Origin of the sequence: Acinetobacter sp. ANC 4218, from assembly GCF_002135245.1 — a bacterium.
In the GTDB taxonomy this organism is placed as follows: domain Bacteria; phylum Pseudomonadota; class Gammaproteobacteria; order Pseudomonadales; family Moraxellaceae; genus Acinetobacter.
In genome coordinates this window covers 1-13,312 of the sequence record NZ_NEGD01000015.1, presented here as the reverse complement: position 1 = coordinate 13,312, position 13,312 = coordinate 1, and the positions used below count along the sequence as shown (strand labels likewise).

General features: G+C 37.5%; 15 protein-coding genes and 2 pseudogenes. 7 read left to right on the top strand and 10 right to left on the bottom strand.

All coding sequences use genetic code 11. The features are described from left to right. Window positions 1-11: 11 nt before the first annotated feature. The 5 genes from accC to B9T38_RS17040 form a co-directional block, all read right to left on the bottom strand. The gene (gene accC / locus B9T38_RS13875) at window positions 12-1,376 is read right to left on the bottom strand and encodes an acetyl-CoA carboxylase biotin carboxylase subunit (RefSeq protein WP_086197359.1); all 1,365 of its coding nucleotides are present in this window, start codon (window positions 1,374-1,376) and stop codon (window positions 12-14) included. Window positions 1,377-1,393: 17 nt separating this feature from the next. Next, a complete protein-coding gene (gene accB / locus B9T38_RS13870; RefSeq protein WP_086197358.1) occupies window positions 1,394-1,813 on the bottom strand; it encodes an acetyl-CoA carboxylase biotin carboxyl carrier protein in 420 nt (139 codons plus the stop codon). Window positions 1,814-1,829: 16 nt separating this feature from the next. After that, on the bottom strand, window positions 1,830-2,285 hold the full coding sequence (aroQ, locus tag B9T38_RS13865; protein ID WP_086197357.1) for a type II 3-dehydroquinate dehydratase: 456 nt from the start codon (window positions 2,283-2,285) through the stop codon (window positions 1,830-1,832). A 332-nt stretch (window positions 2,286-2,617) separates the two neighbouring features. Then, window positions 2,618-2,794, bottom strand: a complete 177-nt coding sequence (locus B9T38_RS17045) for a hypothetical protein (RefSeq protein ID WP_251992252.1) — start codon at window positions 2,792-2,794, stop codon at window positions 2,618-2,620. Window positions 2,795-2,896: 102 nt separating this feature from the next. Next, window positions 2,897-3,271: a DNA polymerase Y subunit UmuC family protein gene (locus B9T38_RS17040; RefSeq protein WP_251992251.1), complete on the bottom strand. Its 375-nt coding sequence runs from the start codon at window positions 3,269-3,271 to the stop codon at window positions 2,897-2,899. A gap of 850 nt (window positions 3,272-4,121) precedes the next feature. Here B9T38_RS17040 and B9T38_RS16815 point away from each other — a divergent pair. Continuing rightward, entirely contained in the window at window positions 4,122-4,262 is a 141-nt protein-coding gene (locus B9T38_RS16815; protein WP_166169875.1) for a hypothetical protein, read from the top strand. A gap of 125 nt (window positions 4,263-4,387) precedes the next feature. Here B9T38_RS16815 and B9T38_RS13855 read toward each other — a convergent pair whose 3' ends face one another. After that, on the bottom strand, window positions 4,388-5,008 hold the full coding sequence (locus B9T38_RS13855) for a LexA family protein (RefSeq protein ID WP_251992250.1): 621 nt from the start codon (window positions 5,006-5,008) through the stop codon (window positions 4,388-4,390). A 128-nt stretch (window positions 5,009-5,136) separates the two neighbouring features. Here B9T38_RS13855 and B9T38_RS13850 point away from each other — a divergent pair, with 128 nt between their 5' ends. The 4 genes from B9T38_RS13850 to B9T38_RS13835 all read left to right on the top strand — a co-directional run bounded on the left by B9T38_RS13850 (window position 5,137) and on the right by B9T38_RS13835 (window position 8,107). Continuing rightward, window positions 5,137-5,502, top strand: coding sequence for an immunity protein Imm33 domain-containing protein (locus B9T38_RS13850; RefSeq protein ID WP_086197356.1), 366 nt, complete (start codon window positions 5,137-5,139; stop codon window positions 5,500-5,502). Between the two features lie 138 nt (window positions 5,503-5,640). Continuing rightward, entirely contained in the window at window positions 5,641-5,898 is a 258-nt protein-coding gene (locus B9T38_RS13845; RefSeq protein ID WP_086197355.1) for a hypothetical protein, read from the top strand. A gap of 4 nt (window positions 5,899-5,902) precedes the next feature. Continuing rightward, entirely contained in the window at window positions 5,903-6,652 is a 750-nt protein-coding gene (locus B9T38_RS13840) for an ATPase (RefSeq protein ID WP_086197354.1), read from the top strand. Window positions 6,653-7,342: 690 nt separating this feature from the next. Further along, window positions 7,343-8,107: an alpha/beta fold hydrolase gene (locus B9T38_RS13835; protein WP_086197353.1), complete on the top strand. Its 765-nt coding sequence runs from the start codon at window positions 7,343-7,345 to the stop codon at window positions 8,105-8,107. 25 nt (window positions 8,108-8,132) lie between these two features. Here the strand turns inward: B9T38_RS13835 and B9T38_RS13830 are convergent. Continuing rightward, window positions 8,133-8,309, bottom strand: a pseudogene (locus B9T38_RS13830) (M15 family metallopeptidase); the annotation flags it as partial. A gap of 1 nt (window position 8,310) precedes the next feature. Here B9T38_RS13830 and B9T38_RS13825 point away from each other — a divergent pair. Beyond that, window positions 8,311-8,554, top strand: a pseudogene (locus tag B9T38_RS13825) (OmpA family protein); the annotation flags it as partial. Between the two features lie 178 nt (window positions 8,555-8,732). On the opposite strand, the gene B9T38_RS13820 reads toward B9T38_RS13825, so the two are convergent. After that, the gene (locus B9T38_RS13820) at window positions 8,733-10,154 is read right to left on the bottom strand and encodes an amidase (protein WP_086197444.1); all 1,422 of its coding nucleotides are present in this window, start codon (window positions 10,152-10,154) and stop codon (window positions 8,733-8,735) included. Between the two features lie 128 nt (window positions 10,155-10,282). Beyond that, window positions 10,283-11,698: an aminotransferase-like domain-containing protein gene (locus tag B9T38_RS13815; protein ID WP_086197352.1), complete on the bottom strand. Its 1,416-nt coding sequence runs from the start codon at window positions 11,696-11,698 to the stop codon at window positions 10,283-10,285. 170 nt (window positions 11,699-11,868) lie between these two features. Here B9T38_RS13815 and B9T38_RS13810 point away from each other — a divergent pair, with 170 nt between their 5' ends. Further along, on the top strand, window positions 11,869-12,714 hold the full coding sequence (locus B9T38_RS13810; RefSeq protein ID WP_143222723.1) for a hypothetical protein: 846 nt from the start codon (window positions 11,869-11,871) through the stop codon (window positions 12,712-12,714). A 72-nt stretch (window positions 12,715-12,786) separates the two neighbouring features. On the opposite strand, the gene B9T38_RS16810 is transcribed toward B9T38_RS13810, so the two are convergent. After that, on the bottom strand, window positions 12,787-12,945 hold the full coding sequence (locus B9T38_RS16810; protein WP_165493301.1) for a hypothetical protein: 159 nt from the start codon (window positions 12,943-12,945) through the stop codon (window positions 12,787-12,789). Window positions 12,946-13,312: the final 367 nt, after the last annotated feature.

The window sequence follows — 13,312 nt, the reverse complement described above, 5'->3', positions numbered from 1 at the left end:
TATCGGTTTACTTAAGACGCTTCTTGATAAGCTTCCAGCTTTTTCAATAAGTGTTTTTCCAGATAGTGAATATCCATCGCTTCTTTACAGAAGTTTTCATCTTCCAGAATCAAATCTCTATGTAAAGGAATGTTGGTTTTCACTCCGGTCAGGATCGTTTCTTCTAATGCCTGTTTCATACGTGCAATAGTCGTATCACGATCTTTACCATGGGCAATGAGTTTTGCAATCATTGAGTCATAATAAGGCGGAATGCTGTAGCCTGGGTAAATATGCGAATCCATACGGATACCTGCACCACCTGGAGCATAATAATTTTCAATTTTGCCCGGAGATGGAAGGAATGTGGTTGGATCTTCCGCATTGATACGGCATTCAATAGCATGACCACGTACTTCCACTTGATCTTGTTGAATTTCAAGGCCAAGTCCGCCAGCAATACGCAATTGTTGCTCAATAATATCAATACCAGTGACCATTTCGGTAACAGGGTGTTCAACCTGAACACGGGTATTCATTTCAATGAAGAAGAACTCACCATCTTCAAACAGGAACTCGAATGTACCCGCACCACGGTATTGCATAAGCTTACATGCATTGACACAGGCTTCTAAAATTTCAGCGCGAGCTTCTTCTGGTAAACCTGGAGCAGGTGCTTCTTCCAATACTTTTTGATGGCGACGCTGTAAAGAACAGTCACGATCATACAAGTGAATTGCATGGCCATTACCATCTGCCAAAACCTGAACTTCGACGTGACGCGGTTTTTGCAGGAAGCGTTCCATATAAACTGTGTCATCACCAAACCACATTTCAGCATCACGCTGTGCAGCCTGAACCGATTCAAGCAGGGTATCGACACGTTCAACAATACGCATACCACGACCACCACCACCAGAAGCAGCTTTAACGATCAGCGGGAAACCAATTTCTTTGGCTTCTGCAAGGGCATTGTGAATAGTCACTGCATGGTCACAGCCTGGTACTGTTGGTACACCGGCTTTCTTCATGGCAATAATAGCAGAAACCTTGTTACCCATCAGACGGATGTGTTCCGGACGTGGACCAATAAAGATAAAGCCAGAATTTTCAACAATTTCTGCAAATTCGGCATTTTCAGACAAGAAACCATAACCTGGGTGAATGGCATCTGCACCGGTAATTTCAGCAGCAGTAATAATTGCCGGGATGTTTAAATAGCTTTCGCTACTTGCACCCGGACCAATACATACCGCTTCATCACAAAAGCGTAAATGCATCAGGTCTTTATCGGCATCGGAATAAATACCTACGGTTTTAATTCCTAAAGTTCTGCAAGCTCGGGTGATGCGTAAAGCAATTTCACCCCGGTTTGCAATTAAAACTTTTTGCAACATTGTGAATCCCCGTGGTCTTAGGCGCGATAGCGGAACAATGGTTGACCGAATTGAATCACTTCGCCATTTTTCACCAGAATTTCTTCAATCACGCCACTTTGAGTTGCTTCAATGGGGTTCATGATTTTCATGGCTTCAATAATACCCAGTGTTTCACCTGCAGAAACGGTTTGGCCCACTTTTACGAATGGTGCTTCACCCGGGTTTGGTGCTGCATAGAACACACCAACCATAGGCGATGTTTCAACTGCACCGCGTGGTGTTTTTGCAGCAGGTGCTGCAGCTGCAGTAGCTACAGGCATTGCAGGAACAGCTGCTGCTACCACAGGATTGCGACGGGTGAGGGCGATGGATTGGTCACCCTCTTTAACTTCGATCGCTTGTAAGTCAGATTCAATCATCAGGTCGATGAGTTTCTTGATTTTACGGATATCCATGAGACAGTATTCCTAATTATGATTGCTTAGAAGGTTGAATTTTATCGATGGCGAATTCCAGTGCAGCGCTATAACCTTTTGCACCTAAACCACAAATCACGCCAACGGCTTTATCGGATAAATATGAATGATGTCGGAATGCTTCACGTGCGTGTACATTGGACAAGTGAACTTCAATAAACGGAATAGCAACACCAAGAAGCGCATCACGTACTGCAACCGAGGTATGGGTCAACGCTGCAGGATTGATAATGATGAATTGAATGCCTTCTTTTTGTGCCTGATGAATTCGGTCGACAATTGCACCTTCCCAATTGCTTTGAAAAGTATTCAGGGAAACAGATGCATTTTGAGCTTGAGCGATGAGCTTTTGATTTATATCGTCTAGGGTAAGGTGTCCATAAACTTCAGGTTCACGCATACCGAGTAAATTTAGATTCGGTCCATGAATAACCAAAATGGTTGAGCCCATTCAGCTTGCTCCAATTATAAGTTTGCAAATATACCTTGCAAGATGTCAGCAAAGTTTGCGTATTATGGCAAATAATCCCGTATTTCTATTATAATTTGTTTAAATTGATACGGAAGCTATGTGTCAAAACTGAGCTATATAATGAGAACTTTGCAGGTAATTGGCAATGTTAAAAAATGACATTTTTTATAATTATTACTCGTTCTTACATTGTAAGCTAAATTGACCAAAACAGTTCATTTATTTTGTGTAACAGTCACGGTAGAATCATGAATAGGTAGCAGTTCCTTCCAGCAGATGGTATCGAGTGAGGAGTGGTGCGGCTGTTTCATCTACCAGACCGAATTGGCAGAATGATAGACCACCTGTATATAATCCGATCCATAGCGTTCTTGCATTTTCAACAAGGTGTTCATTAAATTATCCCATTGTTGAATCAATGCTAAAGGTTGCCCTAAGCCATGAATATAGTGCTGCTTAACAGATAATGCACTAAAAATGACTTCCACATTTCCACTTTCAAATATTTATAATTTATTTAAATAAAACATCTATTTGCTTTAATGATATACCATTTAAAGCCAGCAAGTCATCGCTTGCATATTCAAGACTTAGCGCATAAGACAGCCTATTTTTATAGGGTGGGCCAGATATCTTTTCATAGCGTGAACATGGACACAGGCACACAGTTGCTGCTGCCAGTTTAAACGTTTATGGGCACGGATGACATGAAAAATCACTGCATATTTGATGATTGATTTTTTGGTCCATACTGTAGCGAAACTGCGTGATGAAAGAATACTTTTTGCTGGTGTTACAGGATCATTGAATGTAGTACATGATTGACCTTTTAATTCAGGAATTGTCCGTGCAATCATCACCGAGAATTGTTTTCCGAGATGATGTTTATTGGCAAAAGTTAAGTCATAGCAACTATAAAATTTATAGTCTTGAAACTGTTTGCCGTTTTTACGACCAATACCCAAATTTCGATGACCAGTGTTTCTACGAGCAGGCTTTCATAACTGCATAAGTCTAAATGTGGTAAATAGCACAGAGACTTATTTTAACAAAATAACTGGCCTGTTTGGCTTGGGTCTTAGTAATGCCACTCTTATGCAGCATAGTAAACTCAGTGATTGCTCAATGAGCTGGATTAAGACTCGACAATATTGTTCTAGATCAAAATATTTTGCATAACTGCTGTGCTGGTTAAAACAATCATCAATTTAAGGGGGAGTTGATGTTCTAAATCATCAGATGGAAATGCTGTTCCAGAATCCCCAAAAGCGCTTTGACATATCTGTGTATAAAGCGTAGTTACTGAAAGATACTTTGACTCCTAACAGGCCAAGTCTATTGTTCAATTTTATAAAAATATAAGTACATTATTGGAAAGTATATATAACCACAGGTTGGCCATTTAAATGAGGATTAAATCTCCGTTCACAGCTTACATAGCAGTTAAGATCAATTAAGGCAAAAAGTTGGTTAGCCATTTTTCTTATTTTGAAATTGTAACGTTTTCAAGGTGAGGAAAATAAAATCGTTTATAAATTTCAATTTTTAAAAATTCGAATAATCAAGAGATCATTCGATAAAGAGCTTGAGCAGCATGTAAGGTTCAGTGTAATTAGCGTTAATAGCGTAAAGATGAGATTCAGTGATAGACTAAAAATCAGTAAATTAATATTTTGATCATTACAATGAATTAAGTCGAAACAGTTTGCAGGTTGGTTACTCAGAAATATCCGCTAGATTAATAAGAGTCGTAATTACATACGGCATATCCCTAGCAATCAGGGCTAGTAATCAATCGAAAGGATGGATATGAAAATGGCTAATCAACAACAATCGAATCCGCAAAGCGAAAATCAAAAGCATCAACAGCAACAGCAGCAACAAGACAATCAACGTCAGCAAAACCAAGGCAATCAACGCCAACAGCAGCAAAAAAACCCTCAACAGCAAAAATAATCCTAAAACTTGCTTAGGATTGATTATAAGCCTCAAGTTTACTTGGGGCTTTTATCTATCTTATCTGCGTATGTTAAAAGTAAAATTTTGATCTGTGCCGGCTATATATCAACTCATTAAATTTATTAGCGCAATTTTTTTAAAATACAGGTCACTACACCCCAGATCATCAATTGTTCTTCACTGCGCAAATAAATATCCGGATATTCTGGATTTTCTGCTTTTAACCAGATTTTCACTTCTCTATTTTTCTGTTTTTCTATCATTAATCGCTTAAGGGTAAACTCATTATTAATTAAAGCCAAAACAATATCGCCATGTTCTGCGTTCAAGCTACGGTCAACTAAAATCTGGTCATCAATGTCTATACCAGCATTCTTCATTGACAACGAATTTACTCGTAATACAAAGGTACTGGAGACGTTGTGTACGAGATATTGATTTAAGTCGATAACGTCTTCCGTGTAATCCTGAGCCGGAGAGGGAAAATCTGTCCCGACTGATTCCAACGGATAAGGAATATCGAGTTGGGTCTGAATATGTATTGAATGCAGTTCAATCTTCTGACTACGGTCATCTGCGGGTTTGGGTTTTAACCAGGACTTAATTTCAGATACTTTAGACTCGGGTACGCGCATGACCACAGTTTTTTCCTGATACTGCGTTTTGCGGCCAGCATTTTTGCGTTTTCCGCCGTGACCATATTGAGGGCTTATTGTAGATTCTGTTATATCTTGTGGTTTCATTTATATCTTTTTTGATTTTGTAACATTTTCAAGCTTAGCAAAAAATACTGAAAATAAAAAGTTTAGCCATGTTAAATCGTTCTAAGTTAAACTGTGGCTATTCGGTTTTTATCTGCCAGAGAAGCGCAATGTCAAAAAAATCCCAACAACTTTCACCCTTAGAAGAGCTGATTGCTGAACAGAAGTTATTGTGTGAGGAGTTCGATTCTGCTTACGTCCAGGTGAGTGGTGATGATGTCGTAGCTATTGCGGTTGAGACTTTAAATAAGGAACCGATTGTCGGGATTCGTAAAAAGCCTGAAACGGATGAAAATATTAGCTGGTTTATTTACGGGGGCGAACTGGAAGAGGGTGAAGACTTTTTCCAGACCATGACAGTTCGAGAGTTACAGGATATTTTACCTGAAGTGCTGCCATACTTGGCTTTGGCTGAGGGTTTCCGCTTTATGATTGATCGTGAAGATTATGAAGATGTGTGGAAGGAAGACCAATAATGCATGAGCCACGGAATCTGTGGCTTTAATTAACTTCACTGCAAAGCGTTACATTTCTATGTTGGTGTATTTATAGACAATTATTGCGGCTATGTTAATATAATAAGCAAATACACCTTGTGTAAGGGGAGTTGCTCCATGACAGCTTATACCATTATGAAAGCAGGCAAATATGAGGATGATATGATTCCTAAACTTGCCATACATGCTTTCCATCACGCCTTTAACAAAGCATGTGCGGTAGCAACGGTCGTTTATGCAAAAGATCAGCAATTACTACAACACGAAGTCAATGGACAAGAAACCGTGATTGCAGACCTGCACCAAAGCTATATAAGTGTTAATCATTTTCCTAAAGTTTTAAAACGCAAGAGAAAACAAGAGGCAGCTGTATAATAGAATGCCTCAACCAAGAATAAGAATGTTTGCCGGTCCGAATGGATCTGGAAAGAGCACAGTCAAAGAATATTTATTGCCCCATTATATTGGGGCTTATTTAAATGCCGATGAATTGGAACAGAATCTTCGCTTGAGTCAACGGCTGGATTTAATGATCTATCATCCTGCCTTAAAAGCTCAATCCCTCATTGCTTTCCTTAAACAGAAAAAGCGTCCTCAATCCGGTCAGCTTTTGGCTTTACTCCAACATGAACCCACCATAATTGATGACTGGAATATCCAGTTTCAGCCATCAGAAATAGATTCTTATCTTTGCGCACGAATTATTGACTATATTCGCCTGGAATTTTTGCGCTTAAAAATCAGTTTTACTTTTGAAACGGTAATGTCACATATCTCTAAAGTTGAGTTTCTACAACAAGCACAGCTGCAGGGATTTAAAACCTATTTATACTATGTTTCTACGGTTGACCCGAGAATTAATATTGCCCGGGTTAAATACCGGGTGAGTGTAGGTGGACATCCTGTTCCGGAGCAAAAGATTGTGGAACGTTATTATCGCAGTATGGATTTACTCATGCAGGCGATTGATGCCAGTGATCGTAGCTATTTGTTTGATAATTCTTCTAATGGCGAAAAAGCCGCTTTTATTGCCGAGATTGAAGCGGCTGAAACATTGAAAATGAGCCCTGAGGTTCAACAGTTACCGTGGTGGTTTGCAGAAAAAGTATTTAAAGAATTTAGCGAATAATTCTTTATATCAAGATCTCTGGGATTAAAAACCCGGAAAAAATCAAACAAGATTTAACACCTGAATGGATATTATCTATCAATGTGCTGGATTATTATGCGCCGTCCAAAGCGACTATATTTATCAAAATAGCCTAAGCAAGAATAAATTTTTGCAGTTTATTTTCATACCAATCCTTCTGTGATTCTCCTAAAAGGGCAGTGCAGTTACTTAACTCAATTCCATTCAAAAGTGTTATACGTTGAATAATCAAATTCAGGTTTTTCTTTATCATGTTGTCACAATTATTGACCCGAAGATAGAAAAGAAGATCACGCTATACAAGAAATATTCTCCTGAATGAAACTACAACAAAAACAGATTTTGTTGAAATGCGTAACCGCCGTGATGCAACATTGTTTATGCCTAAACTGATTTTATCTGCTTAAAATTGCCTCTGAATTATTTTAAATAATTAAATCTAAAGTAAAAAAACAGGCTCAAAATAGGACATTGAGCCTAATTTTTTCATCTTAAGAACTTCCAGTTTTATGCTCTTTTGAACATCTCTTAAAACAGAACAATTCATTAAAAATTTGCCTATACCTACACAAATAGCCTAAGCAAAAAAATATTTTAGAAAATTAACAATTGATTAAATAGCTAATTTACTCAAAAATAATTTCATCTAAAAAGTAATGAAAGCACTCCATGATTTTAAATCACCAAATACATATTAATGAAACTGCTACAGCAAAAAATACGCTGGTATTTATTCATGGCCTCTTTGGCAGTTTAAGTAATCTAGGTATGCTGGCACGTGCATACTATGAATCTCATTCAGTCATTCAAATAGACATCCGTAATCATGGCCATTCAGCACATGCAACAGAAATGAATTATGCTGTCATGGCAGCAGATATTCTGGAAACATTAGATAGTTTAAATATTCAAAAATTTTCTGCTATTGGTCATTCCATGGGGGGAAAAATTGCCATGCAATTGGCAAATCAGGCAGGGCAGAGATTAGAACAATTGGTGGTTTTGGATATGGCACCATTTGCATACCGGGAAAGCCATCATAAGCAAATTTTTAAAGCTTTGTTTGCAGTCAAAAATGCACAGATTGAAAGTCGGCAGCAGGCGACCCAGATTATGCGTGAATATTTAAATGAAGAAGTGGTGATCCAGTTTTTAATGAAGTCTTTTAATAAAGGCCAATGGTTATTTAATGTCGATGCTTTATTTAATCATTACTCAGAAATTCTGGATTGGAAGATGATCCAGCCTTGGCAAAAAGAGGCACTGTTTATTCGTGGTGGTAAATCTGCCTATATCAGTAAGGATGAACATTTCAGTGCCATCAAACAGCAATTTCCGCATGCTAAAATTCAGGTTATTGATGATGCTGGACATTGGCTGCATGCTGAAAAAACGCAATCAGTTTTGGATGAAATGAATCGATATCTAAACTAAGTTTAGATATCAAATAGGTTCCCTGTTACTCAACAGCTTCATTGATAGAATCGGCCAACAGTTGACCTTCAGCCGTTAACTGTTCAGCCATTGCAGCAGTTTTTTTGAGTCTAGGCATACGATACTCACTATGACCATAATCTTGAATGGAGGTCCAACGGCCACCCCAAGTTAAACCGACCGATTCTGCAATGGTTCCATAAGCATTAAAGAAAGTGGATGGCAAGAAAGTAAAGGTGATTGGTCATACGGATAGCTCTGGTGATGCAAATAAAAACCTGATTCTAAGCCAACGGCGTGCAGCAGCAGTTAAAAACTATTTAATTGGGAAAAATATTGCAGCTGAAAATTTAACCGCAGAAGGTTTTGGTTCAAATCAATGTTGCTGACAATATCACTGCAGAGGGACGTCGGAAAAACCGTCGTATTGAGTTTAATGTTCAATAGATGTTTCCCATAAGTCCTTTTTATTTCTCTCTAAGCTTGGTTTTAAGCAGTGTTTTAAAATCAAGCATATGAGAAAAATAAAGAGGGTGTCAAAAATGATGAAAGACGTTTAATAAATGATTGTATTTAATATTCTATGGAATAAGGAAATAGGTCATTTCCTTATATATTTTTATGCTCAAGTATCCTGAATTCTACGCCAGGGTTTTGCCTGTTCAATTTCATAGGCCAATTCAATTAACGTTTTTTCATCACCAATATTGGCAGAAAGTTGCATGCTAATCGGTAAGCCATCCACTTGCGTTTGTCCCATTGGGATCGACATGCCAGGAGCACCCACCACATTTTGAATTGGAGTAAAAGTAACGTAATTTTGAATCCGATCAAATAATTGATCAAAGGGAAGTTGCGGCGACAGGTAACCAATTTGTGGCGTCGTATGCGCTAATACGGGAGAAAGCAGAACGTCATACTGGCTAAAAATGTCTTGATACTGTTGTTGCATTCTTTTTAAACGATACAAAAATAGCGGCGTTTTGTAAAAATTCTTCTTATAGAGTCCGGCAAGTCCTACCGTTAAATTATCCAGCTGTTTGACATTAAACCCAGCCCCAAACGCCTTTTTGCCAAAAGTTTGCAGCATAAAGGATAAAAAGCCCCAATATTCACTAAAATCGTCAACAAAGTTAATCGAGATAGGCAACTGAAACTCTTCAACATGATGACCCAAATCTGCAAGTAATTTCGCAGTCTGGTTGAGGGTGGATGATGTTTCCTGATCAATTTGGCCTGTGATGGATTGAGTAACCAGACCAATGCGTAAACGGCGCTGGATCGGCTGTTCGATTAGACCAATTTTAGGCAGTTTTTTATTATAAAATCTTTGCTCCATACCGGCATAAAAATAAGCCGTATCACGGACACTACGGGTAACTACACCTTCACTAATGATATTGATGGGTAAAGAACGTGCTGCATCACTATCAAAAGTACGACCGCGACTGGGTTTAAGACCAATCAAACCACAACAGGCAGCGGGGATGCGAATTGAACCGCCACCATCATTAGCATGCGCAATAGGCACTACACCTGAGGCCACCATTGCAGCAGAACCACCGGAAGATGCACCGCAAGAATAGTCCGTATGCCATGGATTGAAAGTCGCACTGCCATCTTTAAACTCTGTGGTGGCATTTAAACCAAATTCTGGCATGGTCGTTTTGCCTAAAACGACAAATCCCTGGTCTAAAAATTGTTGACTGATCTTGGGGTTAATTAATACAGTCTTGCCATTTACTGCTTTAGAACCATGACTGGTTGTAAGGCCCTGATAATCGGTATTGTCTTTAAAAAAGAAGGGCACACCTGCAAAAATTCCTGTTTGTTTGAAACGTGGTTTTGCTAAAGCACGCTCAAAACATTCAAGCTGAATTGCATTGAGATGTGGATTGACGCGTTGTGCACGTGCAATTGCCGCTGCAGTGACTTCCTGTACAGAAGCCTGTTTATCGCGAATTAATTGTGCGATACCCACGGCATCTAGATCGCTCATTACATCATTATCAAATGCATGAATACGTTTAGAATTTTGTGATTCCATATCATTATAGCCCCATATTTCCCAATATTTTTGTTTTTCATTTGGTCTGATTTTAATCAGCATAAGCGCAGACTACTGATCAGTGAATCATTTTACAGCATAATGACAATATTCGCTGTCAATTTAAACTAATCATCGACGATAACGCTTTGCAGCGTAGAAATAACCTTGTCCAATGAATGTTGAATTGAATCAGACCATGCAAATGAACAATTAATTCTTAAGTAATGCTGTTTTTGTGCGGTGATGTTAAAAAGTTGACCAGGTGCAATGCCAATTTTCTGCTGGATGAGGGCTTCATAAATGTACATGCTATCTACATTTTTAGGCAGTTTAAGCCATAAAAAATAACCACTTGGATGATATTCAACTTTACATCTGGCTGGTAAATTCAACTCTAAATATCTATAAAATAACAATTTATTATGCTGTAAATTTTTACGTAAATTGCGTAGATGTTTTTCATAATGAAAATTGGATAAAAATTCCACTAAAGCACTTTGCAGTAAGGAATTGACTGAAATCGTACTCATTAATTGCAGATGCTGAATATGCTGTGAGTATTTCCCGGCATGTACCCAACCCACCCGAAACGTCGCCCCCAGGGTTTTCGAAAAAGAAGAGCAGTGCAGGACTAAATTATTTTGATCATAATAAGTCATGGGTAACGGCTTTTTATGGCCAAAATACATTTCCTCATACACATCATCTTCAATCATATGAACTTGATATTGATGTAATAATTTTGAAATTTGAAACTTTATATCATCTAAAACGGTAAAACCTACCGGATTATGGCTATTTAGCATGAACCAGCAGAGTTTGACCGGATAGGTTTTTAAGATATGTTCAAAAGCTTCCAGGTCAAATCCATGTTTAGGATGTTCAGGAATGGTGACCACTTTTAGGCCTAAGCGTTCAGCTGCTTGCCAGGCACCATAAAAAATATTTTGCTGCAGGATAATATAGTCACCAGGTTTGGCAATCGCTTGTAAGGCCAGGTTTAGTGCATCCAAAGCACCCGATGTAATGACAATGTCATCAGGATCAGTGGGTATGCCTTGCATACAATAGCGTTGGGCAATCAGTTTGCGTAATGAAAAATTTCCTGGGGGCAAACTATCAATAGCATCATAACTTTTTTTATTACGCGCGATTTGTCCCATAATTTGCGTTAGTTTTTTGGAATAGACCAAATCACTGTCCGGAAACGCCGAACCAAATGGAACGATGTGTTCGCCTTGAATGGATTTCAGATATTTAAAAATTAATGAGTTGATTTCAATATTGGAATTGAGAGAAACAATTAAAGGAGCATTATGTTCATGGTCTGCATATGTATTTGCAATGTAGTAGCCAGATTTTTCTTTCGCATAAATTAAACCTCTAGATTCAAGCTCTTGATAAGCATTCATCACTGTAATCAGGCTAAAACCGGAAAGCTGCACTTGTTCACGTAAAGAAGGGAGTTTTTCATGGGCTTTAAGTGTGCCACTTTCAATCAATTGTCTTAATTGATGAGCAAGCTGTTCTGACTTATACATGTTGAAGTGTTAGTTATAGAAAGTGACTGTGTATAAATATAGCGCTATTTAATCAATATTAAAGTATTTTTATAACAGATTTGTTTGAAAATACTGATCTGTTATAAATTTTATGTCTGATGTTGTATCTATCAAATTTGAAAATATTTGCAATACTAGCCAACACTTAAATGCAAACGCATGATGAAAATATATGTACAGATGTGGAAATGGAGTTACAAATGTTTGAAATATCGCAACTAAATTTGATCCATCAGTTGCTGTCAGGATATGAAGTTTCTCCGCAGATTGAAGGGTTAATTAAGCAAAAATATTTAAATGTCGAAGCTACGCTACTCAGAGCAAAAATGCTCAGACAAATAGAAGCAGCAGGGCATATTGCTATTCTGCAAGACCCCATTACAGAGCATGTTGAAGATTTGGCTTATTTATTTTCACCCTTTATATTGGCAAATTTGAATCAAAAGGTTGTTTATTACACAGTCAAGAATGAGCAAAGTTTAAGCATTTTGTCACGTTATTATCAGGCCAACCAAAGTAACATTAGTTTTAATTTTGATGAATTATTGGATAGTTTGGGACTATCTATACAATTAAATGATGATAAAATGAGCCCGAAAGATTCATTTTATTTAAATTTAATCAATGCTTTATGTAATTCAAAAGTATCAAGAATAATTTGTATTACGCGTTTAGATATCAATCTGGAGCTGATTAATCCAATCGCTCATTTTCTGCATGTACAGATTCAAATCATCACACTGGAAAATCAAACTGAATACATAGATATAGATAAAATCAATATGTTACAGCTATTATTTAAGAACAAAAATGATGAATATATACAACTTTGTACAAAGCTTTCTAAAATTAATGCCAAATTGCTGAAAATGTTAGATTTATATAGCTTTGATCAAGCACAATTACTGGTAGATGATATGTTTTATTCAGAACATATTTTTGAAAAACTTTCGGTTTATGGTGAATATATGCAAACTAAAATTCAATATCATTGAACTAAAAAGCAGCATGTTTTATTAAGTATGCTGCTTGACCATAGCTTTAGTTATGTATTAGTTATGTAGAAATTAGGGAAGATATGAGTTATCTGCGCCAACCACAAATGCGACCCCAATACAGAACAATAAAGCGTAAATTCCAAACCAAATAATGGCTCGCTTGAAAGCCTTATCTGAAATTTCACTGTCAGCGTATTTTTGCTGCTTTTTTGGCTCTTGATTGTTCATCAGGCTATCTCAATTTATCTATCTGTTAGATTGATTATTGACGATGTAACAGCGTATCTATAGATACAAAAAAGTGAAATATTTATATAACAGTTATAGATACCTGGATATCAAACTGTCTGCTTCGATAATCGTAAAGGTGCGTATTCTAAAAGCGGACATTTCTACTTTGGGCTTACAAGACTTGTTATTCACCAATTAAAATGTCTATGCGATAAACCATTTAAAATGTCCTGTTTTTAACCACAAGAGTCAAGCACAGGATTTAAATTTCTTTGTTCAATGATAGCTTTCTGAGCTTTACGACTCGGCATACTTTTCTTGGCCCGGGAACGTTTATTCTGTTTTTCTAACTCTTCGTGTTGTT